26 protein-coding genes, 1 tRNA gene and 1 pseudogene are annotated in these 23,471 nt (G+C 73.3%); 17 read left to right on the top strand and 11 right to left on the bottom strand.

Translation table 11 applies throughout. From position 1 onward, the window contains the following. The first annotated feature begins 224 nt into the window (after positions 1-224). Genes OG553_RS04155 through OG553_RS04120 form a run of 8 tightly spaced genes read left to right on the top strand, consistent with a single transcriptional unit; the run spans position 225 to position 7,494 of the window. Complete coding sequence (locus OG553_RS04155) at positions 225-1,409, top strand: M16 family metallopeptidase (protein ID WP_405977650.1); 1,185 nt, start codon at positions 225-227, stop codon at positions 1,407-1,409. Next, positions 1,406-2,266, top strand: coding sequence for a hypothetical protein (locus OG553_RS04150; protein ID WP_405977649.1), 861 nt, complete (start codon positions 1,406-1,408; stop codon positions 2,264-2,266). The genes OG553_RS04155 and OG553_RS04150 overlap by 4 nt, the downstream gene beginning before the upstream one ends. Position 2,267: 1 nt before the next feature. Next, positions 2,268-3,332, top strand: a complete 1,065-nt coding sequence (locus tag OG553_RS04145) for a nucleotidyltransferase family protein (protein WP_405982950.1) — start codon at positions 2,268-2,270, stop codon at positions 3,330-3,332. Beyond that, positions 3,329-4,288 carry an ATP-binding cassette domain-containing protein gene (locus OG553_RS04140; protein ID WP_405977648.1) on the top strand — a complete coding sequence of 320 codons (960 nt, stop codon included), beginning with the start codon at positions 3,329-3,331 and terminating at the stop codon, positions 4,286-4,288. Before OG553_RS04145 ends, OG553_RS04140 begins: the two co-directional genes overlap by 4 nt. Continuing rightward, positions 4,285-5,052, top strand: coding sequence for an ABC transporter permease (locus OG553_RS04135; RefSeq protein WP_405977647.1), 768 nt, complete (start codon positions 4,285-4,287; stop codon positions 5,050-5,052). The genes OG553_RS04140 and OG553_RS04135 overlap by 4 nt, the downstream gene beginning before the upstream one ends. 11 nt (positions 5,053-5,063) lie before the next feature. Further along, the gene (locus OG553_RS04130; RefSeq protein ID WP_405977646.1) at positions 5,064-5,897 is read left to right on the top strand and encodes an ABC transporter permease; all 834 of its coding nucleotides are present in this window, start codon (positions 5,064-5,066) and stop codon (positions 5,895-5,897) included. 52 nt (positions 5,898-5,949) lie between these two features. Next, positions 5,950-6,801 carry a hypothetical protein gene (locus OG553_RS04125; protein WP_405977645.1) on the top strand — a complete coding sequence of 284 codons (852 nt, stop codon included), beginning with the start codon at positions 5,950-5,952 and terminating at the stop codon, positions 6,799-6,801. A gap of 45 nt (positions 6,802-6,846) precedes the next feature. After that, entirely contained in the window at positions 6,847-7,494 is a 648-nt protein-coding gene (locus tag OG553_RS04120) for a hypothetical protein (protein WP_405977644.1), read from the top strand. A 15-nt stretch (positions 7,495-7,509) separates the two neighbouring features. Here the strand turns inward: OG553_RS04120 and OG553_RS04115 are convergent, their stop codons facing one another. Further along, positions 7,510-8,469 carry an NB-ARC domain-containing protein gene (locus tag OG553_RS04115; protein WP_405982949.1) on the bottom strand — a complete coding sequence of 320 codons (960 nt, stop codon included), beginning with the start codon at positions 8,467-8,469 and terminating at the stop codon, positions 7,510-7,512. 114 nt (positions 8,470-8,583) lie between these two features. Then, positions 8,584-8,757, bottom strand: a pseudogene (locus OG553_RS04110) (helix-turn-helix domain-containing protein); the annotation flags it as partial. Between the two features lie 362 nt (positions 8,758-9,119). On the opposite strand from OG553_RS04110, the gene OG553_RS04105 reads away from it, so the two are divergent. Beyond that, positions 9,120-9,524, top strand: coding sequence for an ATP-binding protein (locus OG553_RS04105; RefSeq protein WP_405977643.1), 405 nt, complete (start codon positions 9,120-9,122; stop codon positions 9,522-9,524). A 38-nt stretch (positions 9,525-9,562) separates the two neighbouring features. Here the strand turns inward: OG553_RS04105 and OG553_RS04100 are convergent, their stop codons facing one another. From OG553_RS04100 to OG553_RS04085, 4 genes are read right to left on the bottom strand one after another with little or no spacing between them, the layout of a single operon-like run. Beyond that, on the bottom strand, positions 9,563-10,519 hold the full coding sequence (locus tag OG553_RS04100; protein WP_405977642.1) for a sporulation-delaying protein SdpB family protein: 957 nt from the start codon (positions 10,517-10,519) through the stop codon (positions 9,563-9,565). Then, positions 10,501-11,118, bottom strand: a complete 618-nt coding sequence (locus OG553_RS04095; protein WP_405977641.1) for an SdpA family antimicrobial peptide system protein — start codon at positions 11,116-11,118, stop codon at positions 10,501-10,503. The genes OG553_RS04100 and OG553_RS04095 overlap by 19 nt, the downstream gene beginning before the upstream one ends. Continuing rightward, a complete protein-coding gene (locus OG553_RS04090) occupies positions 11,115-11,810 on the bottom strand; it encodes a hypothetical protein (RefSeq protein WP_405977640.1) in 696 nt (231 codons plus the stop codon). Before OG553_RS04090 ends, OG553_RS04095 begins: the two co-directional genes overlap by 4 nt. A gap of 40 nt (positions 11,811-11,850) precedes the next feature. After that, complete coding sequence (locus OG553_RS04085; protein ID WP_405977639.1) at positions 11,851-12,252, bottom strand: SdpI family protein; 402 nt, start codon at positions 12,250-12,252, stop codon at positions 11,851-11,853. Positions 12,253-12,555: 303 nt separating this feature from the next. Between OG553_RS04085 and OG553_RS04080 the strand changes: the two genes are divergently transcribed. From OG553_RS04080 to OG553_RS04055, 6 genes are all read left to right on the top strand, one after another. Further along, on the top strand, positions 12,556-13,566 hold the full coding sequence (locus OG553_RS04080; RefSeq protein WP_405982948.1) for a PucR family transcriptional regulator: 1,011 nt from the start codon (positions 12,556-12,558) through the stop codon (positions 13,564-13,566). Positions 13,567-13,793: 227 nt separating this feature from the next. Then, positions 13,794-16,355 carry an ATP-binding protein gene (locus OG553_RS04075; protein WP_405977638.1) on the top strand — a complete coding sequence of 854 codons (2,562 nt, stop codon included), beginning with the start codon at positions 13,794-13,796 and terminating at the stop codon, positions 16,353-16,355. Positions 16,356-16,378: 23 nt separating this feature from the next. After that, positions 16,379-16,810 carry a roadblock/LC7 domain-containing protein gene (locus OG553_RS04070; protein ID WP_405982947.1) on the top strand — a complete coding sequence of 144 codons (432 nt, stop codon included), beginning with the start codon at positions 16,379-16,381 and terminating at the stop codon, positions 16,808-16,810. Between the two features lie 92 nt (positions 16,811-16,902). Further along, the gene (locus OG553_RS04065) at positions 16,903-17,244 is read left to right on the top strand and encodes a DUF742 domain-containing protein (RefSeq protein ID WP_405977637.1); all 342 of its coding nucleotides are present in this window, start codon (positions 16,903-16,905) and stop codon (positions 17,242-17,244) included. Further along, a complete protein-coding gene (locus OG553_RS04060) occupies positions 17,222-17,842 on the top strand; it encodes a GTP-binding protein (protein ID WP_405977636.1) in 621 nt (206 codons plus the stop codon). Before OG553_RS04065 ends, OG553_RS04060 begins: the two co-directional genes overlap by 23 nt. Then, on the top strand, positions 17,839-18,384 hold the full coding sequence (locus tag OG553_RS04055) for a GAF domain-containing protein (protein ID WP_405977635.1): 546 nt from the start codon (positions 17,839-17,841) through the stop codon (positions 18,382-18,384). Before OG553_RS04060 ends, OG553_RS04055 begins: the two co-directional genes overlap by 4 nt. Here OG553_RS04055 and OG553_RS04050 read toward each other — a convergent pair whose 3' ends face one another. Together OG553_RS04050 and OG553_RS04045 are read right to left on the bottom strand one after the other, a co-directional pair. Further along, positions 18,385-19,281 carry a transketolase family protein gene (locus OG553_RS04050; RefSeq protein ID WP_405977634.1) on the bottom strand — a complete coding sequence of 299 codons (897 nt, stop codon included), beginning with the start codon at positions 19,279-19,281 and terminating at the stop codon, positions 18,385-18,387. Between the two features lie 20 nt (positions 19,282-19,301). Continuing rightward, complete coding sequence (locus tag OG553_RS04045; RefSeq protein WP_405977633.1) at positions 19,302-20,003, bottom strand: transketolase; 702 nt, start codon at positions 20,001-20,003, stop codon at positions 19,302-19,304. A gap of 161 nt (positions 20,004-20,164) precedes the next feature. On the opposite strand from OG553_RS04045, the gene OG553_RS04040 reads away from it, so the two are divergent. Further along, positions 20,165-20,241 (top strand) — tRNA-Pro (locus tag OG553_RS04040). A 156-nt stretch (positions 20,242-20,397) separates the two neighbouring features. Here OG553_RS04040 and OG553_RS04035 read toward each other — a convergent pair. The 3 genes from OG553_RS04035 to OG553_RS04025 form a co-directional block, all read right to left on the bottom strand. Continuing rightward, entirely contained in the window at positions 20,398-20,619 is a 222-nt protein-coding gene (locus OG553_RS04035) for a DUF6243 family protein (RefSeq protein ID WP_405977632.1), read from the bottom strand. Between the two features lie 179 nt (positions 20,620-20,798). Continuing rightward, complete coding sequence (locus OG553_RS04030; RefSeq protein WP_405977631.1) at positions 20,799-21,098, bottom strand: hypothetical protein; 300 nt, start codon at positions 21,096-21,098, stop codon at positions 20,799-20,801. Then, complete coding sequence (locus OG553_RS04025) at positions 21,095-21,670, bottom strand: RNA polymerase sigma factor (RefSeq protein ID WP_405977630.1); 576 nt, start codon at positions 21,668-21,670, stop codon at positions 21,095-21,097. Before OG553_RS04025 ends, OG553_RS04030 begins: the two co-directional genes overlap by 4 nt. Positions 21,671-22,114: 444 nt before the next feature. Between OG553_RS04025 and OG553_RS04020 the strand changes: the two genes are divergently transcribed. Next, entirely contained in the window at positions 22,115-23,185 is a 1,071-nt protein-coding gene (locus tag OG553_RS04020) for a hypothetical protein (protein WP_405977629.1), read from the top strand. Positions 23,186-23,471: the final 286 nt, after the last annotated feature.

Raw genomic sequence — 23,471 nt, 5'->3', positions numbered from 1 at the left:
CACTACGGGAATCCGGGGCTGAATTCCCGTCGCCCGACCGTTCTGTTCATGAAAGGAGGTGAAGAACAATGCGTAACCACGCTGTGGGCCTCCGCCCGCGTCTGGACAAGGTCAAGACCGGCCGTTGAGCCGAGTCGAATTGACCCAAGTGCCGCCGCGGCGCATAGCCGCGGCGGCACTCTCCGTACTTCTCCTTTCTCTGTTTCTCTGTGCGAGGATTCCTGATGACACCTGCCGATCGGATTTCGGTCATCACTGCGGTCGACGACCGCCTGAAGACAACGAGCATCTGCCTCGGCGTGGCATACGGAGCGCGCCACGACCCGCCGGACCGCGGCGGCCTGGCCCACGTGCTGGAGCACGTGCTGATGTCAGCACCCCTTCCCGGCGTCGGCCCCCTCGTGCAGCACATCGAAGGTCTCGGAGGCAGCGCCAACGCGGAGACCGGCCTGGAACAGATGCTCTTCCACCTCCAGGTCGACGCGGACGACGCGGACCAGGCCGTGGAGCTGCTGCTGCGCGCCGTGCTCGCGCCCGAACTGGACACCGCGACCCTCGACACAGAACGCGCCGCCGTGCTCCAGGAGCTCGCGGCCGCCGAAGCCGACCCGATGGACACGGTCCAGGACGCCTTCCTCTCCGCGCTCTTCCCCGGCCACCCGCTGGGCCGGCCCGTGGGCGGCACCGTCGCCGAGATCGCCGCCATGGACCTCGAAGGCGTGGCGCGCGGACACCGCGACTCCCTGCTCACCAGCCCCATGACCCTCGCCGTGGTGGGCCCGCGGGTTCCCCGCGGGCTGCGCGCCACCGCCACCGCCCCGCGCGCCACCGCAGCGTCCCGCACGCCGGTCCCGCTGGGTCCGCCCCACCGGGCCGAGCCCGTCTGGCCCGACGAGTTCGCCTGGGTGGCGGTGGGCGGCCGGTCCGCCGGACTGACCGAGGGGAAGCGCCACCACTACACCGTGCTGGCGAACCTCCTGGGCGGCCACGCCTCCTCGGTGCTCTACCGCCAGCTCCGGGTGGCCGCCGGCATCGCCTACTCCTTCCAGGCATGGGACCGGAGCTACGTCGAGGCGGGCGCCTGGCGCGTCATGATCGGCGTGGAAAGCGGGAACGGCCCCGAGGCGGTCGCCATCGTCATCAGGGAACTGGACGCACTGGCGACGACCGGGCCCACGGAGGCGGATCTCGACTCCGCCCGCCGGCACGCCCGCATGGATCTGCTGCGCGACACCGAGACGCCCCTGGAACACGCGCGGCTCCTCGCGTCGCGAGCCCTCTTCCACGAGGCCTGGGACGTGGACGGCGAGCTGCGGGAGATCGCCGCCGTCACCCGGGACGACGTACGCGCCGCGGCCGCCTCGCTCCGCGACGACCTGGTCACCGTGGTCCGCCCGGAGGCGAAGTGAACACCGCCGACGCGACCACCGGGACCGCTCCCGCCTGCCGGGCGCCCTCTCCCCGCTACCTCGCCGCAGCGGAAGAGGCAGGACTCCTCCACCGGCTGCACGGCCACCCGTTCGTGGCGGGGGAGCAGCACGACCCCCAGCTCGACGAGCCGGAACTCCTCGTCGAGTTCTGCGCGGACGAACTCCTGTCGGACCCCTCGTGGCTGGAGCAGGCCCTGGCCGTCGCGGGGCTCTCCGAGGCCGGCCCGGGCGTGGTCACCGTACGGGCCTCCGCCCACATCCGGCTCGCCGGCCCGTGGCAGCGCCACCTCACCTACCTGAGGTACTCGGGCCCGCCCGCGCAGGACGGTCAGGCGTCCTCGCCCCTCACCGTCCGCCCGGCCGACCCCGGGACCGACACCGCCGACCTCACCCGCTGGCTCGCCCAGGCCCTGGTCAACGGCAACGCCGAGCAGGACATCGAGACCGGCCCCGGAGCGGCCGAGACCTTCGCGCGCGAGGTCCTGGCCGCCCCCGACCGCTTCTCCTACGTGGCCTGCCGCGAAGGACGCCCGGTCGGCCACGCCACGCTGCTGTGTGCGGCCGACGATCCGGTGACCGGCCGCGACCACGTGGAACTCGTCGACGTGCTCGTCGAGGAACCGCAAGGGCCGCGCAGCGAAGCCGCCCACGCGCTGACGGCGGCCGCGATGGCCCACGCGCACCGGGCGGGACTCCCCCTGATCGGACACGTCGTCCACCCCGCCGCGCACGTCGCCGCCGGGCACGGCGACAGGATCGTGGCCTCCCTCGTCGCACGCGGCTGGGCGGTCGACCACGTCTTCTGGCGGCGAAGCCACGACAAGGGCGGTGCGTGAGATGGACCTCGCGATGTTGTACGACGTACTGGACGTGTCCCCGGAACAGGGGCCGGGCCGGCTGCTCTTCACCGCGCGCAAGGCGCACTACACCCTGCCCTACCTCGTGCTGTCCGCGCTGGAGCGGGAGGGCTGCTCCATGAGCGCGGCCGCTCGCGGGGAACTGGCCCGGGCCCGGCGGCGCGCCCGCCACTACGAGGAGGTGCTCACCCGGGTCACCGCCCAGGTGCCCGCGCAGGTCATCAAGGGCCCGCTGCTCGCCCGTACCTACCCCGAAGGCCTGCTCCGCCCCCAGGGCGACCTGGACCTGGTCACCGAGGGCGAGCCGGACCTGTGGAACGCGGTCCGGCTGCTGACGGAGGACAACCCGCCGCAGTACGCGGGCGTCTCCGTGCTGGGCGCGCCGGCCCGCCACGTGGTGGTGACGCTGACCTGGCAGCCCGAGGACCCCCTGCTCGATCCCGAGCTCCGCGTCGAGATCGCCACGGCAGCCCTGGTCGGTGACCAGGAGGCCGTGCCCATCCGGTCCGCGATGCCCGCCGATACGCTGACCGCCAATCTGCTGGCCCTGGCCGAAGAGCGGTTCCAGCGCCCCTTCCACGCGCGTGACGCCATCGACGTCCACATGCTCGGGAATGCCGAGCCGCCCAGCCTGGACGGCCTCGTCTCCGCGGCGGTCGAATACCATCTGGCGCCCGAGCTCCGGGAGTTGCTGGACTACGCCGCACAGCGGGTACCGGTCGGCCACCTCGCCGTCCTCGGCCCGGCCCTGGAAGCGGCGGAGCGGGAGGAACGGGCGCGCCGCGCCGCCCGTCCGGTGTCACCGGGCCCGGCCACCGACGTCCGCGCGGCCCTCGAAGCCGGTGTGCCGCTGTACGGGATGCCGCTGGGGCGCGCCACCGGCCGTACGGACCGGGACCGTGCGCGCGTCCACCACTTCGGGGAGGGCGCCCTGCTGCTCACCCCGGTCGGGGACTACCTCCTGGTGACGGGCGAGACCGTCGCGCAGGAGCAGTACGACGCGGCGCTCCGGGAGGTCGGTCTGCTGGCGGAGGAGACGCCGTGACGGCGGTGGAGACCCGCGCGCTGACGCGGCGGTACGGCAACGCCAAGCGGGGCGCCGAGGACGAGGTCCCCGCCCTGAGCGAAGTGGACCTGACGGTCGAACGGGGCGAGGTGTACGGCCTGCTGGGACCCAACGGGGCCGGCAAGACGACCCTCTGCCGGATCCTGTCGACCGTCCTGCTCCCCACCTCGGGAACCGCCCGCGTCCTGGGCCACGACGTGGTCCAGGACGCCGACCGGGTCAAGGGAGTCATCGGCATCGTCTTCGGCGGGGAGCGCGGGCTGTACACGCGGCTCACGATCCGCGACAACCTGCGCTTCTGGGCCGCGCTCTACGGGCTGCACGGCAACGACCTGCGGCGCCGCTGCGACGCGCTCCTGGAGCGGATGGGCCTGGGCGACCGGGCCGACGACCGGGTGGACACCCTGTCCCGGGGCATGAAGCAGCGACTGCACCTGGCCCGGGGCCTGGTCGCCGATCCGCCGCTGCTCATCCTCGACGAGCCCACCGTCGGCATGGACCCGGTCGCCGCCCAGGACTTCCGGGTCCTCGTCGAAGGACTCAAGGCGGACGGGCGCACCGTCGTGCTCACCACCCACGACATGGCCGAGGCCGAGGCCCTGTGCGACCGGGTGTCCGTCTTCGACCGCGGCAGGATCGTCACCACCGGCGCACCCGCCGAGATCGGCGCTCTGATCTCCCGCTACGAGCAGGTGGACGCCGCCGGTGTCCCCGCCGCGGTCGCCGCCGTCCTGGCGGAGGTCCCGGGTGTCGTCGCGGTCCGGCCCCTCGAAAAGGACCGGACGCGGATCGAGACGCGGGACGCGGAGGCCACCCACGCGGTCCTGCGGCTCCTGGTGGAGGCCGGGGTGACGGCCGTCTCCACCGGCCGCCCCACGCTGGAAGAGGTCTATCTGCACGTCATCGGCGAGCGGGGCATGGCGGTGGGCGGATGAGGCTGTTCCTCACTGCCGCGCGCTTCCAGCTCCGGCTGGCGTGGCGGTCGCCCGACACCGTCCAGGTGTGCGTGACCGCCCCCCTGCTGACCGTCGTCTTCCTGGCGATCAGTGACCATGCCGGGCGCGCGGACCTCTCGCCGTACGCCGTGGTCGCGCCCACCCTGATGTCGCTGTGGCTCCTCGCCCTCTACACCGCGGGCGAACTCATCAACACGGAGAGGTCCCTCGGCACCCTGGAGGGACTGGTCGCCGCTCCGGCCCGCTTCGAGGTCCTCGTGATGGGCCGGATGTGCGCGGTCACCGCGATCGGCGCTGTCTCCTTCGCGGAGTCGTGGCTCGTCGCCGGGCTGCTCTTCGACCGCTGGCTGGCCTTCCCGCACCCGGCCGTCACCGCGGCCTGCGTGCTGGCGACCGGCTTCGCCACGGCAGGCACCGCGAGCATCCTGACCTCCCTGTTCGTCCTGATGCCCTCCGCACGCATCATCCAGAACACCCTCAGCTACCCGTTCTACCTGCTGGGCGGCGTCCTGGTGCCGGTCGCATCGCTGCCCGCCTGGCTGCGGCCGGAGTCACGGGCCGTGTTCCTGTCCTGGTCCGCCGATCTGCTGCGTGACAGTCTCGCGCCCGCCCCCGTCAGCGATGCCGTACTCCGGCTCGCCGTGATCCTCGGCCTCGGCGCCGTCGGCTTCGGGCTGGGCCTGCTGCTGCTGCGCCGGGTCCTCGACCGGGTGTGCCGCCTCGGCACGCTGTCCCAGACGTGAGGTGGCGAGCCTTGTCCGCACCAGCAGTACAGCCCGTACGGCCCATGCGGCCCGTACACCCCCTGCGCGTGGTCAGGCACAGCGCGGCGAACGCCTTCGCCGACATGCGGGCCGTCTACACGTGGAAGACCTGGACCTTCGGCTGGCTCGGCCGGATGCTGGCACAGGTCACCTTCTTCGTCCTCCTGGGACGGCTGGTCGGGGGCCCGGACCAGGCCAGGTACCTGATCGTCGGCAACGCCCTGATGACCTGCGTGATCGAGTCGTTGACGGTCGTGGCGTCCTCCACGTGGGAGCGCGCCGCCGGTACGCTCCCGCTCCTGGCCGCGGCGCCGGCGAAACCCACCTGGGTCTTCCTGGGCCGCAGCCTCCAGTGGCCCATCAGCGGCACCGGGACCTCACTGGTGGCCCTCTTCGTCCTCGGCCCGGCGTTCGGAGTGAGCTGGAGCGCCGCCCAGGTGCCGGTGGCCGTCGTCCTGGTCGTGCTCACAGCGGTCGGTACGTATTTCCTCGGCCTGTTCCTGGCCGCCCTCGTACTGAACGCGGGCAGCGTGCGCAACGTCGTCTCCAACGCCGGCTACCTGCTGATGATGGCGGTGTGCGGGGTCCAAGTGCCGGTCGGCTACTGGCCCGAATGGGTCGGCTGGACCGCCCAGGCGATCCCGCTCACCCACTTCCTCGGGGCCCTGCGTTCCCTCACCGACGGCGCGGACCTCGCCACGGTCTCCGGTGAGGCGGCCGTGGGGCTGCTCGTGGGGCTGGCATGGCTCGGCGCCGCCCACCTGATGTTCGAATCCCTGCTCAGACGGGGCAGACGGGCCGGGACGATCGACTTCGCGTCCTGAGACCCCGCCCCGGTCCTCACCCCCCACTCGTACAAATGAAAGGTAGTCACCCGTGCGCGGCATTCTCGTCTCGTTCCTCGGTGCCGACGGGATCGGCAAGTCCACTCTGGTGGACTCCATAGCGGAATCCCTGGAGGCCGAAGGCGTCAAGGTGCGCCACGTGTCCTGGCGCCGGGTCATCGAGGAAGCGGACACCTCGTGGCCCGTGGACGGTCTCCAGGAACTGTGGCTCGAGGCGTTCCGCACGCTGGTCGGCGGGGCCCGGACGGCCTCGGGCCCGCTGAGCCTGCCCCGCGACTACGCGGAATGGGTCTCCGGCGGCTGGGAGACGACCCTCGCGGAGACGGAGCTGAACGGCGTCGGGCCCGCCGGCCCGCTGGCTTCCGCCCTGGTGGGTCTGGCCGGAGGCGTTCTGCTCGCCGGGGACGCGGTCGAGCCCGCGCTGGAGCGGGGCGAGGTCGTGCTGCAGGAGACCTTCCCCTTCAAGCAGGTACTCAAGAAGATCTTCGTATGCCGCCGCATCGTCGGTGACGACCCCCGCTGGACCGCGGTCCTGGACCGGATGCAGGTCATGGCCGAGGACATCTTCGGCAGCCGGGTCTTCCAGCCCGACGTCGGCGTGCTGGTCGACGGACCGCTGGACATGGCCTTCCAGTGGCGGATGGCCCAGTCCGGACAGGTCGGCGTCCTGGAGGACTACCGAGTGGCGGGGGACAGCGGCGAGGCCGGGTACCTCCAGATGCAGCAGGAGTCGGTCGAGGTCTTCCGGCGGCTGGCCGGACAGTGGGACTGGCTCGTCCACCAGGTGGACGGCTCCGGCCTTGAGCCGAACCTCCGCCGCGGCAGGGCCATGGTCCTGGGCCACCCCGCGCTCCAGGGCTTCCTGGACTCCCGATCCCGCTGAACGCCGCCGCAAGCGCATCCCCCCAGAAGAGATGAGGACACATTGATGCACCCCACCTTCGCCGACCTCGCACTGGCCGACTGGAACGACGTCGACTCCGTGGCCAAGTTCAGCGCAGAGGCATTCGCCGCCTTCGACGAAGACCCGGACCTGCTGCCGCGCATGCTGCGGTCCCTGCGCACCGACCAGCACCTGCGCCCCATGTGCGAGAGCTACGACTTCATGGACAAGCTCGTGATCCACGACGACCGGGAGTCCAACATCCGCATACGCGTCCACCTGTTCCGGCCGGGATACTTCGACCGCCCGCACAACCACCGGTGGACGTTCGCGACGAAGATCCTGAGCGGCAGCTACGTGCACCGCTTGTACGGCCGGGACGACCAGTTGCTGGAGGGGGCCGACTCCGACGCCCTGGAGCCGCTCGTCCAGCGGGTGGAGGGCGAGGGCGCCAGCTACGTGCTGCACCACAACAGCGTGCACGCCGTCCAGGCCGACGCCGGCACGGCCTCCCTGCTGGTCCGCGGGCCCGCCGCCAAGGACCGGCTGCTCTTCGTCGACCGGGCGAAGCGGACCAGCTACTGGGTGTACGGCGCGGAGCACGAGACGCCCGAGCAGCGCCGGGACAAGAGCATGACGGACGATCAGCTGGACGGGGCGATCACCCGCGCGCTGGCCCTGGTCGGGCGCTGACCGCCTGCGGAACGCCTACGCCGCGGCCAGTTCCGCCGCGTAGGCGGCGAGCAGGGGGTTGCAGCGGTAGCCGCCGGAGGCCGTCGGCTGCAGGAGGTTGACCTGGCACAGGAGCTGCGCCAGGCGAACGGCGAGGTCCTCGGTAACTCCGAGGACGCGGGCCGCGCCCTGCGGCGAGATGTCCTCCGCCCCGGACGCGCCGATCAGCCGGAAGGCGCGTGCCGCGTCCTGCGGCAGGCTCCGGTACGACCAGGAGAACACCGCGCGCACCGAGGCGGCCGTGTCGCCCGCGCAGCTGAGGAAGTCCAGCCGGCCCCGTGGGTCCGACAACTCCCCGACCACCCCCTCCAGGGAGTCCTGCGGGCCGGCCGAGAAGTTTTCGGCGGCGATGCGCAAGGCCAGCGGCAGGTGGCCACAGCGGTCGGAGAGGGCGGAAACCGCCTCGGGGCGCGCACCGTGGAGCGCCGCGCCGGCGACGCCGTGCAGGAGCACGGAGGCGTCCTCGCGGGAGAGCGGCCCCAGGGACAGCCGGGCTGCGCCGTCCCGCGCCACCAGCCCGGCCAGCCGGCCCCGGCTGGTGACGAGCACCATGCAGCCGGGGGCGCCGGGAAGCAGCGCGCGGACCTGGTCGGCGGTGGCCGCGTCGTCCAGGACGATGAGCATCCGGCGCCCGGTGAGCGCGGTCCGGTACAGCGCGGCCCGGTCCCACAGGCCGGCCGGTATGGCGTGGTCGTCGATCCCCACGGCGCGCAGACTGGCGGCGAGCACATCGGCCGGGTCGGCGGGCGCCGCGGCCGGCCCGTGCGCCCGCAGGTGGTGGAAGAGCACACCGTCGGGGAACAGGGCGGCGTTCCGATGCGCCCATTTGAGGGCCAGGGCGGTCTTCCCGACGCCGGGCATCCCGTCGATCACGACCAAGGGCATGGCGCGGTACGGGTGGTCCGGCCGTGACGAGGCCCTGTCCAACGCGGTCATCTCCCCGTGGCGCCCGATGAAATGGGCCCTGTCCAAAGGAAGTTGCGCGGGTCGCTGTAAGGCCGTGCGCGCACTTCGCGCGGTGCTCACGGAGCAGTGCGCGGCGAGCAGCGCACCGGATGCCTCCAGGGCCTCGTCGCACCGGCGGGCCAGGTCCTCCGAAGCCCGTTTGCCCCCGGTCTCGATCTTGCTGAGATGCCCCTTGCTGTAATGCGTCAGTTTCGACAGCTCGGTGAGGGAGACTCCCTGCCCCAACCGTCGTTCCCGCAGCTCGTGCCCGAAAGCCATATGCGGTGGCTCCAATCCTCGATTGCATCTGCGACGGTCGCCTCCCCTCGTACGAGCAGGGGGCTGCGCACCCAGCGCCTGCATGGTCAGGGTGGTTACCGCCGTGGGCACCAGCTTGTGCGGGCCCACTGGCGCACCGCTTACGCACCGCTAACGTTCCGCTGATGACGACCGGGCACGGGAAGGTCGATCGGGGATCAGGATCAGGATCCGGGTTGTCGGTGCTCATGTCCGGCGCGCCCCCCGATCAGGGCCCGCATGCCCCTGGGACCGTGACGGCCGGCGGGGTGTGGGGCGGGGGGCCGTGGGCAGGCGCAGGGTCAGGGTCAGGGAAGGCGACGGCACCGAGAGGACTGGTCGTCATGGAGGTTCCGCCCTCCGCAACACGCCACTGCGAGCTCGTCGCCGGACGGTCCGGGGACGCGGCCGCCTTCGGTGTCTGGATCACCTGGATACGGCAGAGACTGACCGATTGGCGGCTGGCCGCAGTCGACACGGACGCCGTCCTCGTCGCTGCGGAACTCCTGTCGAACGCGGCCCGGCACGCCGGCGGCGTCCTCCGGCTGACCCTCGACCACCGCGGAGATGCGCTGCGGATCGCCGTCTGCGACCCCAGCCCCGAACCGCCCCGCCCCCGCCGCCACCGGCCGGAGTCGGTCGGGGGCCACGGCATGTTCATCATCGACAGCCTCACGCTGCGCTGGGGGACCCTGCCCGGGCGGGACGGGAAGACGGTCTGGGCCGACCTGCCGGTCCCGCCCCGGTAGGCCGGCGGGCGGGGACGCCCGCCCGGGCCGGGCCCCGGCTAGCCGGGTACGCGGGCCGCGGGGGCGCCCGGGAAGCGGCGCGGGAGGCGGTCGCGCAGTCTCGGGGCGTACGCGTCGATGCCCCGGGAGGCCGCGCACAGCACCGCCCCGACCATGATGAACCCGAAGGACAGGATCCCGATCTGCAGGACGATCAGGACGTGCAGGGCCGCGCTGATCACCGCCGCCACCGCCTGTCGGGACCCCCGGCGCAGCAGGAACAGTGCGATCAGGGTCTCCGCGAGGATCGTCCCCCAGGTGGACAGGAGGGCGATCAGGGTGATCCCGGTGGCCCACCGGAACAGGTCGGCGAACAGGCCGGCAGCTCCGAAGTTCTCCATCCGCGCGACGTAGTACGTCGCACTGCCCTCCGCCCACGGATCGACGGGCAGCTTCGCCAGCGCGCTGTTGAGGTAGATGTACGCGACCTGGATCCGCACCCCCCACCAGCCCGCCCACGCGAGACCCTGCCAGGGAGATCCCGCCCGGTCGCCGCCGCCCGCGCCGCCCGGCCGCTGCCAGTGCCACGTCCTCCTGTCGTTGGCGCAGGCCAGGACCAGGAAGAAGGTGACGACCTGGGCGACGGCGTCGCCCCCGTCGGGCAGCGAGACCGACTGTCCGAGGGAGAGGGACGCCCAGAAGTGCAGCACGGTCGTGAAGCGGGGCAGGATCCCGCTCGCGACGACCAGGAGCATGGCCAGCACCACCAGGCCGACCGACTGCCGGTCCGCGGAGCCCGCCAGGCAGTACAGCGACACCGCCTGCACCGGCGGCGCGCAGCCGACCTCGGTCTCCGCCCCGCCCACCGGCACGAAGAGGTGCGAGGCCGGGGTGAAGACCAGGACGGACGCCTGGGCCAGGGCCATCACCGACCTGCCCGCCCCGAGGGCCCGGGACTCGGCCGGGAACCGGCGGACGGACCGCTCCAGCCCCGCGATCAGCCGCTGTGCGAACACTTCGCCTCCACCACGGCGGCCCTCTTGTCGAGGCGCCACCCTTCGTACCTGTCACGGAACTTCCACGGAACGGGCCTCGTCTCCACGAGGACCACCCGCCCGCACAGGGTCGGGACCGGGGAGGAGTTCTCGACGGAGACGGGCTGCTCCGGGGACCCGGCGACCACGGCCGGGCAGTCCCCCTCGATCTCGTCGCAGTTCCGCCACGTCCGCACCTGGTTCGCCATGCCCGCGACCTCGGGGCCCTGCGCACGCTGGCGGCGGGTGAGCCCGTAGAGGTTCTCCGGGCGCGAGTTCGGCAGCAGCGCAGCGTGGCTGAGGCCGCCGTCGGCGACGACGTACGGGACGAACTCGGGATCGCTCGGGGGCTTCGTGAAGAAGGCCCAGCTCTGCGGCAGGAACCTGGCCGACAGCGCGCGCAGGGCACCGCCGTCGCGGGTGGAGAGCACGTTGCTCGGGAGCGAGAAGAAGACCGACCCGGCCAGCAGGACCCCGACGAGGAGGGCGCCCCCCGCGGCGGCGGCCAGGACCGGCGCCGGGACCCGGGTCCCGGCGCCGCCGGCGGCGTCCCGCTCCGCGGCCGCCGTGCCGTCCCTCACGAAAGGGCGGAGGTCAGGGCTTCGACGAACGCGTCCCGCTCGATGTCCGAGCCGTTCGGGCTGCCGTCCTCCAGGTACCAGGTGACGACCACGAGCGTCGCGAGGGCGTTGGTGGCGACTCCCGCGTTCGTGTAGGCGACGGCGTTGGCGGCGCCCACGGCGTTCACGTAGACGGCCACGTAGGCGCCCATCCAGAACCAGCCGCGCGCCTGGGCCACGGCGCTCGGCGCCGCGCCCTCGCCCGCCGGCCGGGAGGTCTCCCCGAGCCACTTGTTGAAGGAGACCGAGAAGTCGCGCAGGGCGGCGTCGACCCGCACCGGATCGCCGCTCTGGAAGCCGGCCGCCGTGTCCTGGTGGAACCGGGGGTGTGCGGCGAGGTAGCCCGCGATGACCCGGTCCAGCGCCTCGGTGTCGGTCTGCGGCTTGTCGGGGTTGAAGCCGAGCATCCGCTTCAGCTCCGGGTGCGCGTCGGCGATCGGCCCCTGTGCGGCGAGCAGCAGCCGCAGGAGATCCGTGTCGCCGTATTCGGTGGTCTTCTTCGCCGCGTCCTTCAGGCGCGCCTTTCCGGGTGCGGAAGTCCCGTGGCCTCCGTCCGCGAATGCGGTCTGGGCCGTGATGCCGCCCCCGATGAGGACGGAGACGAGCGCCACCGCGGCAACGGTCTTTCTGGATATGGGGTTCATGCCGTTCATGCCGTCCTCCTTGGACGAGTGGTGTTTTTCCCTGTGCCGTTCAGCGGGAGCCGAACGGGCCGTCCGGGTCACCGGCCGCGCGTGCGGCCGCATTCGCCTTGACCGTCGCCGCCACGAGGAGCGCCAGGAACGCGATGGTCCCGGCCGCCGGGACGATGACGGCCGCCGGACTTCCGGAGTCCGCCAGCGCCAGGGCCAGGGCCAGCGCCAGGGAGATCACGGCCGTGGCATAGGCGGTAAGGAACGCGCAGGTCAGCAATGGGGCGGCGGCCGCGTGACCCGCCTGCCAGGCGCCGTCCGAGGCCATGGTCGCCCCCGTGCGGATCCCCACGGCGGAGTTGCGCCGGATCGCCCCGCTCGCGACCTGGTTCTTCATGTAATGGACCACGCCGCCCATCGCGACGAGTCCCGCGGCGAACCCAAATCCCGCGGTCGGATCCACTGTTCGTCCTCCCAGAGCGAAGTTGTCGGCAGACGTCGACGGCATGCGGCCGGAGCCGCAAACGATCATGAACATTCTGGTCCGCCGGAACGCCGCATTTCACTGCCGGATTCCGGCAGTCTCGCCGTTCCCGCGTTGCCGCAGTACGTCACTCGACCCGCCCCCGGAGGCCGCCGCCGCCGAATTGGCGGACTTCACTGTTCTTTACGTACTCTTGACGCCGCATTGACGAAGTGGAAAACGGAGGAGAACGGGGTGGCGGAGCAGCGGACATCCCCCGAATACCTGGCCGGGTACGAGCGGATGCTCGCCGACGTGGCCGAAACCGGACGGGTCCTGACCCGCGAAGAACTGCGGACGCGCAAGGAGTCCGGTGCGCGGGCCGCCGAGGCCGGACACGGCCTGCGCGCCCTGGTCGGCGGCCACCTGCTCGCCACCCGTGCCGCCTGGCCCGGCCCCGACGCCCCGGCCGACCGCCTGCTCGCCGCCGTCGAGCAGGCGATCGACGCCTTCGCCGAGGGCTTCGAGCACGCGCAGGACTCGGCCGTCCGCCAAGAGGACTCCGCCCGCCGGGAGTTCGTCGACGACCTGCTCTACGGGCGCAGCGACCTCGGCCGGCTGGCCGAGCGCGCCGAGCGCTTCGGCCTGCGCTTCTCGCACACCCACGCCGTCGCCGTCGCCGGTCACCGCGCCACCGACGACGAGTCCGGCTTCCTCCTGCGCCGCGTGGAACAGGCGCTGTTCGCCCGCTTCGGCAACCGCCGCATCCTGCTCACCACCAAGGACGGCCGGCTCGTCTGCATCGCCCCCGGCGACGAAGGCGAAGTGCTCACGTACTTCGCCCAGCAGGCCCGCGCCGCCGCCGACGGCACCCGCGTCGCCATCGGCCGCCCCCACAGCGGCGCCGGCGGCGTCGTCCACTCCTACGAAGAGGCCCTGGGCGTCCTCGACCTCGCCGAACGCATGGACCTCACCGGGCCCGTACTGCGCGCAGCCGAACTCCTCGTCTACCCCGTCCTGACCCGCGACCGCGACGCCATGGCCGACCTCGTACGCCACACCCTCGGCCCGCTCCGCGGCGCCCGCGGCGGCGCCCTCCCGCTCCTCGACACGCTCACCGTGTACTTCGGCGCCGGCTGCAACGCGGCCGCGGCGGCCCGGCAGCTCAGCGTCGGCGTACGCACCCTCACCTACCGCCTCGAACGCATCCACCGGCTCACCGGCGCCGACCCCGCCGACCCCGAGCACCGCTACATGCTGCAGACCGCCGTCATCGGCGCCCGGTTCCTGGACTGGCCGCACAAGGAGCTGTGACCCCGCGGCCGGGGCCCGGCGGCGCACGCCCCCGGCCGTGCGGGAGTACGCGCTCCCGGCGCATTCGCGCTGTCGTACGAGCGCTCCATCGGGAGCGGGAAGCACCCCGGTGAATGTCCCCAACTGGGCAACGGCTGCGGGATCGTGCGGTCTAGCGTGGGTATCCGGTGATCAACACCGGGCCCCGCGACTCGCTGGGGGCCGGGCCCCACGTACCGAGGACGCAGATGTCCGGACTCCGCGCCGCCCGCCACTCCCCGTCGAGACACGCCGTCAAGGGACCGGGCCGGCAGATACGCCCCCAGCTGGTCCGCGCCGCCGTACTGCCCACGCTCGCCGCCGGGCTCAGCGGCGCCGCCGCGGTCATGTTCACCCTCCACCTCGGCGGCGGCTCCGGGGCCCGCGACGACCGGCTCTGGCCGGTCCTCGCCGGCTGCGCCCTGCTCGCCGTCGGAGCGCTCGCGGCCGCCCTGCTCGGGGCCCAGCGCGCCGCCAAGGCCGTCCGGGACCGCTGCGAGGCGCTGCGCCGCTCCAGCGTGCGCGGGCGCGAGGAGCTGCGCACCGCCGCCGAGCGGCTCGAACGCGGGGAGGGCGCGGCGCGTCCCGTCCGCGGGGACCGCGCCGCCGCGCCGCCGGAGGGCGACCAGTCCGGAGTGGACGAGTTCTGGCTGCTCGCGCAGGAGCTGCGGGGCGCCCGGGAGCAGGCGCAGACCACCCTCGTACGGCTGGCCCTGCCGCCCGCGCCGAGCGACAGCGACCGCAAGGTAGAGGTCTTCGTCAACCTCGCGCGCCGGCTCCAGTCCCTCGTGCACCGCGAGATCTCGCTGCTCGACGGGCTGGAGGACACCGTCGAGGACCCCGACCTGCTGAAGGAGCTCTTCCACGTCGACCACCTCGCCACCCGGATCCGCCGGCACGCCGAGAACCTCGCGGTGCTGGGCGGGGCCGCCTCCCGGCGCCAGTGGACCCGGCCCATCGACCTGAGCGAGGTGCTGCGGTCCTCGGTGGCCGAGGTCGAGCAGTACACGCGGGTCAAGGTGGTGCCCCCGGCGGGCGGCACCGTCCGGGGACACGCCGTCGCCGACGTGGTGCACCTGCTGGCCGAACTCGTGGAGAACGCCACGGTGTTCTCCGCCCCCGACACGGACGTGGTGGTGCGGGCCGAACGGGTCACCGCCGGGATCGCCGTCGAGGTGGAGGACCGCGGGCTGGGCATGCCGGCGGAGGAGCAGCACCGGATGAACACCCTGCTGGGCGACCCCGACCAGGTGAGCGTCCGGCACCTGCTGGCCGACGGGCGGATCGGGCTGTTCGTGGTCTCGGCGCTGGCCCGGCGGCACGGCATCGCGGTCGAGCTGAAGTCCAACATCTACGGCGGGGTGCTGGCGGTGCTGGTACTGCCCCAGGGCCTGCTGGGCGCGGAGGCCCCCGGCGCCGCCGACGCGGCGGGCGGCTCGCGGGCCACCTCCTGGGGCACCGTCTCCTGGCCGGACCCGCCCCGCCCCACACCCCCAACGCCCACCGCCCCCCGCGAACCCCTGCCCCCACCACCCCGCCCGAGCCTCCCGGAACCCCCGCCCCGCCCGACCCCGGCGCGGTACGCGGCCGCGGACGGCCCAGGACTCCCGACCCCGGGCCACGCGGCGGCCCCGGTTCCGGCGCCGTACGCGGCCTCGGACGCGGGCGGGTTCGCGGCCCCCGTCCCCGGCCAGGCCGCGGACCCGGCCCCGGCGCCGTACCCGGCCCCGGGTGCGGAAGGTTCGGGGCTCCCGGCTCCAGGCCAGGCCGCGAACCCGCTCACGGCTCCGGTGCCGTACGAGGACCCCGGCGCCGACGGCTTGGCGATCCCTGCCCCCGGCCGGGCCGGGGTGACGGTACCCCTCCCGTACGCGGCCCAGGGCCCGGCCGGTTCCGGGCTCTCGGGCCGCGGCCGGGCAGCGGACCCGGACTCGGGCGGGGTGGTCGGCTTCAGGGTCCCGGACCCCGGTCGCACGGCGGAGCCGGCTCAGGGGCCGGGCCGTCTCGCGGGCGGTGCCGGGTTCCCGGACCCCGGTCGCGCCGCCGGTCAGGTGCGGGGGCCGGCCCCGCTGACCGGTCCCGCCCCGGGGCAGGCCCCGTACGCGGTTCCGGTCCGGGCCTCCGGTCCGGGGGAGGGACCGGTCAGCGGTCCCGTCCCCGGAGAGGTGGGTCCGGGCGCCGCGCCCGGTGCGGGGGATCCGGCCGGGGGCGCGGCCTGGGGCTTCTGGCGGGCCCCCGACCAGGCGCCGGACGGCGTCCCGGCCGCGTACACCGTGCCGGACAGCACACCGGCCCCGGCCGCGTACACCGTGCCGGACAGCACGCCGGCCCCGGCCGCGTACCCCGCGCCGGGCGGGGGCCCGGACGGCGTCCTGACCCCGGCCCTGCCCGTGCCCCCGGCCCCGTCCCCCGGCTCCGAGCCGGCCGGGCCCGCCGCGCTGCCGGGAGCCGGCGGATCCGTACAGGTCTGGGACCCCGCACCCGCACCGGGCCTGGAGCCGGCCTGGCCGCGGGGCCCGGTATCCGCGCAGCCGGCTCCGGCGGAGCCATGGGCGGCCGAGCCGCGCCGCGTCCCGCAGCAGAGCCCCGCCCCCGAAGGGACACGCCCGCCCCTGCCCCGGCGCCGAGCCCAGACCCACCTCGCGCCCCAGCTGCGCGAGGCCCCCGCCCCCCGGCGGGCCGAAGCGACCGAACAGCCCGTGCACGACCCCGGCCTGATGGCGGCCTTCCAGCGGGGCTTCGGCCTCGCCCAGGCGGACGAGCAGGCATGAACCCCAGCAAGGAGCACACCCCCATGGCCGGCGAACTGGCGACGAAGACAGGCAGCCTCTCCGATCTCGACTGGCTGCTCAGCGGTCTGGTCCAACGGGTGCCGTACACCCGCAGCGCGGTCCTGCTCACCGCCGACGGACTCGTCACCTGCGTGCACGGCCTGGACTCCGACAGCGCCGACCACATGGCCGCCCTCGCCTCCGGCCTGTACTCCCTCGGCCGCAGCGCCGGAGCCCGCTTCGCGGACGGGGCCGAGGTCCGGCAGGTGGTCGTGGAGCTCGACACCGCGCTCGTCTTCGTCTCGGCGGCCGGCTCCGGCACCTGCCTGGCGGTCCTCGCGGACCGGGAGGCCGACGCCGGCGTGCTCGGCTACGAGATGGCGATGCTGGTCAAGAGCGTACGGCCGTACCTCGCCGCCCCGCCGCGCCGGCCCGTCGCCGACGCGGAGCGATGAGGGCCTGGGCGAGGGGGGTCCAGGGTTTCCCGCCGGCCGGTTTCCCCACGCCCAGGGACACGCCCTGGCTGGACGACTCCGCCGGCCGGGTCATGCGTCCGTACACGGCCTGCGGCGGCCGGACCCGTCCCGCCGTCGCGCTCGACCTGCTGTCCCGGATGACCGCGACCGGCGTCCGCCCCGGCATCCCGCTCGGGGCCGAACACACCCTCGCCCTGCGCGCCTGCGCCGGCGCCGCCGCGGTGACGGTCGCCGAGGTGGCCGGGCAGCTGCGGCTCCCGGCCGTCGTGGTGAAGGTGCTGCTGTCCGACCTGATGGAGTACGGGGCCGTCATGGCGCAGGCGCCCCGCTTCCCGAACGGCGGCGGCTCCTTCGCCGCCGACGACCTGTCCCTGCTGCGGGCGGTGCTCGATGGCCTACGCCGACGGCTGTGAGACGGCCGCCCCGGCCCTTCCCGCGACCTTGAAGATCCTGGTCGCGGGCGGCTTCGGGGCGGGGAAGACCACCTTCGTGGGCGCGGTCAGCGAGATCGAGCCGCTGTGCACGGAGGAACTCCTGAGCGGGCTCGGCGAGACCTCCGACCGGCTCGACGGGGTCACGGGCAAGACGGCGACGACGGTCGCCCTCGACTTCGGCCGCCTCACCCTGGACGACCGGCACGTCCTCTACCTCTTCGGCACGCCCGGACAGGAACGCTTCTGGTTCCTGTGGGAGGAGCTGTGCGCGGGAGCGCTCGGCGCGGTCGTCCTGGCCGACACCCGCCGGCTCGCGGACTGCTTCCCCGCCGTGGACTTCTTCGAGCGGCGCGGGATCGGCTTCGTCGTCGCCGTCAACGAGTTCGACGGCGGTCACCGCTACACCTCCCAGGAGGTCCGCGACGCCGTCGGCCTGGGCCCCGACGTGCCCGTCGTCCGGTGCGACGCACGCCTGACCCGCTCCGGTACGGGGACGCTGGCCGCCCTCGTCCACCACCTGCTGTCCACGGCCCGCCAGGGCCACCCACCACACTCGGATCCGGGGGAACCGCCATGACCTACTACGAATCGACCGGCCACCTGCTGCTCACCCCGGTGGACCGGGAGGCACCCGAGCGGGCCGTGCGGCTGCGCGAGATGGACCTCGGCGAACGCGAGGACGCGGAACTCGACGCGTTCGCGCGCCGGGTGGCCCGGACCCTGGAGGCCCCGTACGCGGGCGTCAACTTCGTCGGCGAGGAACGGCAGTTCTTCGCCGGGCTGCACCACGGCCCGGACGCCGCCGCGAGCGGCTATCCGGCCCGGGTGCTGCCCCGGGACCACGGCTACTGCCCGCACGTGGTGGTGCGGCGGCGGGCCCTGGTGCTGGAGGACGTACGCGACTTCGCGCGCTTCGCGGGCAACGCGGTCGTCGACGAGAGCGGGGTGCGCTCCTATCTCGGCGCGCCCCTCACCGACCGGCGCGGCTTCGTCCTCGGCACCGTGTGCGCGGTGGACGTGGTGCCGAGGCGGTGGGGGACCCAGGGCCTGGCGACGGTCAAGGAGCTCGCCGCCGAACTGGCCGAGCTGCTGCGCGCCCGGCCGCGCCACCGGGGGTGATCAACGCAGGAAGCCGGTGATCCGCCGGCGCAGGGAGCCCGCGTCCAGGCCGTGGGCGGCGGTGTGCTCGTCGATCGTGCCGTACCGGCGCAGCTCGGCGCGCCCGACGCCCAGCGGCAGCACCCGGTGCGGCACGTCCACGAGGGCCTGCCCGGCGGCCGCCGCCGAGGTCCCGGCCAGGTACGGCTCCACCAGCACCACGTCCGCCGAGGCCCGTCCGGCGGCCGCGCGCAGGGCCGCGTCGTCGAAGGGGCGCACGGTGGCCGCGTACAGGACGGTGACGTCGAGGCCCTCGGTCGCCGCGAGGACGTTGTCGAGCAGCGGCCCGACCGCGAGCACCACACCCGCGCGCCCCTCCCGTACGGTCCGGAAGCGCAGGTCGCCCAGGGGACGCGGGACGGTGTTCGACTGCTGCGAGAGCCGGACGTACACCCGGTCGTCCCCGGCGGCGTAGGCGTGCCGCAGCAGCGCCTCGGCCTCGTCGGGGTGGCCGGGCACGTGGACGGTCCAGCCGTCGAGGGTGTCGAGCAGCGCCACGTCGCCGGGCGCCATGTGGGTGAACCCGCCGGCCGGCCAGTCGTAGCTGGCGCTGGCGCTGACCAGCACCCCGCCGGTGCCCTGGTGCCCGAAGTCCAGCTTGACCTGCTCGAACGGCCGCTCGACGAGGAAGCTGGCGAAGGTGTGCAGCACGGGCCGCAGCCCGGTGAGGGCCAGACCGCCGCCCACCCCGACGAGCAGCTGCTCCCTGATGCCCACGTTGATCACCCGGTCCGGGTGGCGCTCCTGTGCGGGCCGGAACCCGTCCATGGAGATCTCGGCGAGCACGAGTGCCAGACGGGGGTCCTCGTCGAGCAGCCGCGACGTGACCGAGATGAACCTCTCGCGCATGGTGTCCATGACGTCCCTGTCCCTTCCCCTCAGAACTTCTTCTCGACGCGGGCGACGACGGCGTGCGGCCGGCCCGGATGCGGTGCGGTGAAGGCGGCGTGCAGCGCCGCGTGGTCCCGCCCGTCCACGGTGACGGCGCTCCAGCCGGCCGCCTCGAAGCGGGAGGCGATCCCGCCGGGCCAGCCGTGGGTGGCGGATTCGTTGTCGATCACCACGGTGTGCAGCGCCTCCAGCCCGGCCGGGCCGGCGTGGGCGATGGCCTCGTGGTTGCTGCCCTCGTCGAGCTCCGCGTCCCCGATCAGCACCCACACGGCGGCCTCGTCCAGACCCTGGGCCCGCAGCCCGAGCGCACTGCCGACGGCGAGCGGCAGCCCGTGCCCGAGGGAACCGCTGGCGATCTCCACGCCGGGGATCAGGGTCCGGTCGGGGTGGTGGCCGAGGGGGGAGTCGTACGCCCCGAAGCCGGGCAGCCAGTCGACGGGGAAGAACCCCTTGGCGGCGAGCACGGCGTAGTAGGCCATCGGCCCGTGCCCCTTGGACAGCAGGAACCGGTCCCGCCCCGGGTCCTGGGCGTTCCCGGGCCCGACGCGCAGCACCCGGTCGTAGAGCACCCACAGCACGTCGAGGGTGGAAGTGGCGGCGGGCCCGTGCTTCTCGGCCCCTGTCATGAGCGCGATCAGCCGGTCCAGATCCTCATAGCGGAGCCCGGTGTCCGCGGATACCTGTGTCATACAGCAACCGTGCAACCTCAAGTTAAGTCGAGGTCAACCCCCGCGCCCACCCGATCCGCGCGTCCGCACCCACCCCGGAAAGGTGCGCGCGACCACCCCCGGAAGTGCGGTATTGTTCTCGTGCCGGTGAGGCCAGGGGGAAACCCCAGGTCAGCAGGCATCGGGACGTGGCGCAGCTTGGTAGCGCACTTGACTGGGGGTCAAGGGGTCGCAGGTTCAAATCCTGTCGTCCCGACCATGCGGAAACGCAGGTCGGAGGCCGTTCTCTCGTTGCGGGAGGGCGGCCTTTCGTGCGTCCGGGGCCATGGGGAGCGCTGATACGGGACAGGGCCCGGACCCGTGTGCCGTGGTCCGGGCCCTGCCCCGTGCGGTGCCGCTCCGCGGCGGCGGTGCGTCAGTTCTGTGCGGTGCCGTCGCCCGCCTGGTCGGCGGCCTCGGCAGCCTCGGCGGCCGCCTTCTCGCGCATCTTGCGCACCAGCTCCGCCTTCTTGTCGGCGGCGCTCTGGCGGTCGAAGTTGCGGTGCGGACCGTTGTTCTGGCGCTCGGCGCGGGACTGCCTCTTGCGCGGGCCGCCGCCCTGGCCCACGGGGTTGTTGATGTTCTTGCTGTCGGGCACGGGTTCTCCCGGTGGTGATGTGGAGTGATCTACGGATTCATCGGTGGGGACGGGCGCGGCGACGTGGAGGGACGTCAGCGGCGGCCCGTCACGCTCTCACTCGTAAATCGGCGTCGGGAAGAACATGACAAAGACGTTACCCGCTCCCGCGGGCCCCGCGCACCAGCCGGTTGGTCGCCTCATTTCCGGGCGGCAACCGCCGGGTCCGGCCTGGTGAGGGTGCAGGTGCCGTCGTGGCACTCGCGCTGGAGGCGGCCTCGGGAGACGGTTTGGGCCAGGCCGACCATCCAGCAGGTGGGGCAGCCGCGGAACGCGATCAGGGACAGCGGGGCCGCCAGGAGGGCGGCCGGGCCGGCCGTGGGGACCAGGGCGATCGAGCCGATGATCAGGCCGAAGCCGAGGGCGCCCCGCGCCAGGTGGCGCGGGACGGAGCTGCTGGCGAAGTCGGGGCGTGCGGGCTTGGGGGTGGTCGTCGTCATGGTCGTGGGTCTCCTGCTCCTGGTCGGGGGGCCTGCTCCAGGGAGAGCCGCAGCGTCGCGCGGGCCCTGTGCAGCCGGGACTTCATCGCGGCGGTGCTCAGGCCCAGGGCGTCCGCCACGGTCCTGCCGGGCAGGCCCTGGACGTCGCGCATGATCAGGACCTGCCGCTGGTCCCGGGGGAGGGCGCTGACCGCCGCCGCGATCCGCTGCGCCTCCAGCCCGCGCAGCACCGCCTCCTCGGCGGACTGCTCCGCCGGGCCGTCAGGGGTGTCGGGGGCCTCGTGCCCGCGCGGGACGAGCAGCCGTACCTGGCGCAGGCATTCGTTGCGCACGATCCGGAACATCCACGAGGCGAGCGCGCCGGTGGCCCGCAGGGTGCCGATCTTCCGGTAGAGGATGATCAGCGCCTCCTGCGCCGCGTCCTCCGCGTCCTGCGGCGAGGCGCACAGCGAGAGGGCGAACTTGCGTACGTGGGGCTGCGATTCCATGACGACGGTGGTGAGCGAGGTGACGTCACCGTCCTGGGCGGCCTTGATCAGCCGGTCGTCCGGCCAGGCGAAGCGTTGTTTCATGTGCTGCTCGTTTCCGGCGGGGTCTCAGGTGGCTCGGGGCCTCGGGTGCGGTCGGTGCTCAGCCGCGGCTCTTGAAGCGGCGCAGCAGGTGCCAGGTGCAGGCGCCGATGAGCAGGGCCGCGACGACTGCGATGGCGGTGATCATCATGGGGTTCCTCCGTGGTGGGTGATGTGTGGCGTGCGGTGTCGGGTCGGTCCGGGTCGTACGCGGATAAGAGGCGGGGCGGGTGCCGGAGGATTCGCGGCCGGTCGGGGATTTTTTCGTGGAGCCGAACCCGGGGCCCGGTTCGGCCGGTTCGACCGTTTCGGCCGCATGGCGGGAAGGTGCGCTGTAGCGTGAAAGCGCACCCCACGACGGCTCCCTCCCGGGATCCGTGTGCGTTGCCGTGCCCCGATCCTCCCCCCACCCGGTCCACCGTTCCGTGTCCGACCGAAGGGAAGACCATGAGCACCCAGACCCCGCCCGTCCCGTACCCGAGCCTGCTGAGCTGGCTGGCCGGCGGGGCGCCCGACACCGCGAAGACCGCCGCCGATCTCAAGGCCATGGCCGACAACCAGCACTACGAGCGGTTCCTGCTGGACCTGGAGGACGAGCAGGCCGCCTTCAAGGCCGCGCTGCTCGCGGCCTTCCCGCAAACCGCCCTGGAAAAGCGCGAGTTCACGAAGGTCGCCGGCAGCCTTGCGCCCGTGACCTCCCCGACGCTGAAGACGGCCGGACCCGTCTGCCTCGCCTCCCTCGCCGGGCCGCGCGACGCCTTCAACCGCGCGTACCTGTGGACCGCCCCCGACGGCGTGCTCCGCTACAAGGGCGGCACGGTGTACGGCAGGACGTCGAACACGCGGATGCGGCTCTCCGCCGACAACGGCCAGCGGCTGTACGTCGCTTCGGCGAACCACCCGCTCAAGCTGTGGCTCCGCAAGAACAACCAGGACGCCACCGTCCAGGAGATCTTCTCCGTCGTGGCCGGTGCGGGCGGGTACGACGCCCTGGTGGCGCAGAACACCGTCGACTGGGAGAGCTCGGCCGGCGGCCCGCTGACCACTCCCAAGGGGCTGGTCCAGGTGATCACGAAGAGCGGTGCGTTCCAGTCGATCACCTGGACCACCCCGTACTGCACGGCCGGCTGGGTCGACTCCCTGATGCCGACCCTCATCACCCAGGGCACCATCCCCGCCCCCGGCGGGCAGAAGACGATCGGTCAGAACGTCCACTCGGCGCAGGTCGTCGGCAGCGCGTGGATGCCGGGCGTCGACAACCAGGACTGCAAGCCGGGCGAGATGCCCGGGCAGTGGCACGCCGACGTGGCGGCCACCCTGTGCCCGCTCGCGGCGAACCACGCCCAGCTCCGCCTCATCACGGAGTTCTGCGACATCCTCAAGAAGGCCGGCTTCGTGGCCGGGGACAAGAGCGACCTGCCGGCCCGCATCACGTACATCGTCACCCAGCACGCGAGCCGCACGGCGGACCTCAAGTCACTCCCGAAGATCGCGGAGTACTACAAGCAGTGCTTCTGAGCCCTGCGGCGCAGGGCCCCCGCGTACCGAACACCGCGATCGGTGCGCAGGGGCCTCCTGCCCGTCTTCCCGTGGCGGCGAGAGCCGCTCGTCCGCCCGGGACCGGCGGCGCGAGCCGGTGAGGATCGCGCGGCCACATTCTCTCATTCAAGAGGCAAATGCGCCACCGTGGCCAGCGTCTGCCAGGCAAAGGGGGTCTGCCCGCTATCGAAGGCGGTGCGGGAGTTTTCGGGCGGTGACGGTGCAGACGCCATCCGATCGGCGGAAAGACGCAGAAAACGCTTGG

This window comes from Streptomyces sp. NBC_00158 (assembly GCF_045160885.1).
Classification (GTDB): Bacteria; Actinomycetota; Actinomycetes; order Streptomycetales; family Streptomycetaceae; genus Streptomyces.
This window is presented reverse-complemented; position numbering and strand designations above follow the sequence as displayed.

Bases quoted from the DNA above. Each gene is read 5' to 3' on its own strand.
- OG553_RS04105 (WP_405977643.1), top strand. From the start codon at position 9,120: ATGGAGGTTCCGCCCTCCGCAACACGCCACTGCGAGCTCGTCGCCGGA.
- OG553_RS04135 (WP_405977647.1), top strand. From the start codon at position 4,285: ATGAGGCTGTTCCTCACTGCCGCGCGCTTCCAGCTCCGGCTGGCGTGG.
- OG553_RS04020 (WP_405977629.1), top strand. From the start codon at position 22,115: ATGAGCACCCAGACCCCGCCCGTCCCGTACCCGAGCCTGCTGAGCTGG.
- OG553_RS04080 (WP_405982948.1), top strand. From the start codon at position 12,556: ATGCTCGCCGACGTGGCCGAAACCGGACGGGTCCTGACCCGCGAAGAA.
- OG553_RS04120 (WP_405977644.1), top strand. From the start codon at position 6,847: ATGCACCCCACCTTCGCCGACCTCGCACTGGCCGACTGGAACGACGTC.
- OG553_RS04115 (WP_405982949.1), bottom strand. From the start codon at position 8,469: ATGACCGCGTTGGACAGGGCCTCGTCACGGCCGGACCACCCGTACCGC.
- OG553_RS04050 (WP_405977634.1), bottom strand. From the start codon at position 19,281: ATGGACACCATGCGCGAGAGGTTCATCTCGGTCACGTCGCGGCTGCTC.
- OG553_RS04065 (WP_405977637.1), top strand. From the start codon at position 16,903: ATGCGTCCGTACACGGCCTGCGGCGGCCGGACCCGTCCCGCCGTCGCG.
- OG553_RS04025 (WP_405977630.1), bottom strand. From the start codon at position 21,670: ATGAAACAACGCTTCGCCTGGCCGGACGACCGGCTGATCAAGGCCGCC.
- OG553_RS04155 (WP_405977650.1), top strand. From the start codon at position 225: ATGACACCTGCCGATCGGATTTCGGTCATCACTGCGGTCGACGACCGC.
- OG553_RS04060 (WP_405977636.1), top strand. From the start codon at position 17,222: ATGGCCTACGCCGACGGCTGTGAGACGGCCGCCCCGGCCCTTCCCGCG.
- OG553_RS04045 (WP_405977633.1), bottom strand. From the start codon at position 20,003: ATGACACAGGTATCCGCGGACACCGGGCTCCGCTATGAGGATCTGGAC.
- OG553_RS04090 (WP_405977640.1), bottom strand. From the start codon at position 11,810: ATGAACGGCATGAACCCCATATCCAGAAAGACCGTTGCCGCGGTGGCG.
- OG553_RS04055 (WP_405977635.1), top strand. From the start codon at position 17,839: ATGACCTACTACGAATCGACCGGCCACCTGCTGCTCACCCCGGTGGAC.
- OG553_RS04070 (WP_405982947.1), top strand. From the start codon at position 16,379: ATGGCCGGCGAACTGGCGACGAAGACAGGCAGCCTCTCCGATCTCGAC.
- OG553_RS04145 (WP_405982950.1), top strand. From the start codon at position 2,268: ATGGACCTCGCGATGTTGTACGACGTACTGGACGTGTCCCCGGAACAG.
- OG553_RS04075 (WP_405977638.1), top strand. From the start codon at position 13,794: ATGTCCGGACTCCGCGCCGCCCGCCACTCCCCGTCGAGACACGCCGTC.
- OG553_RS04030 (WP_405977631.1), bottom strand. From the start codon at position 21,098: ATGACGACGACCACCCCCAAGCCCGCACGCCCCGACTTCGCCAGCAGC.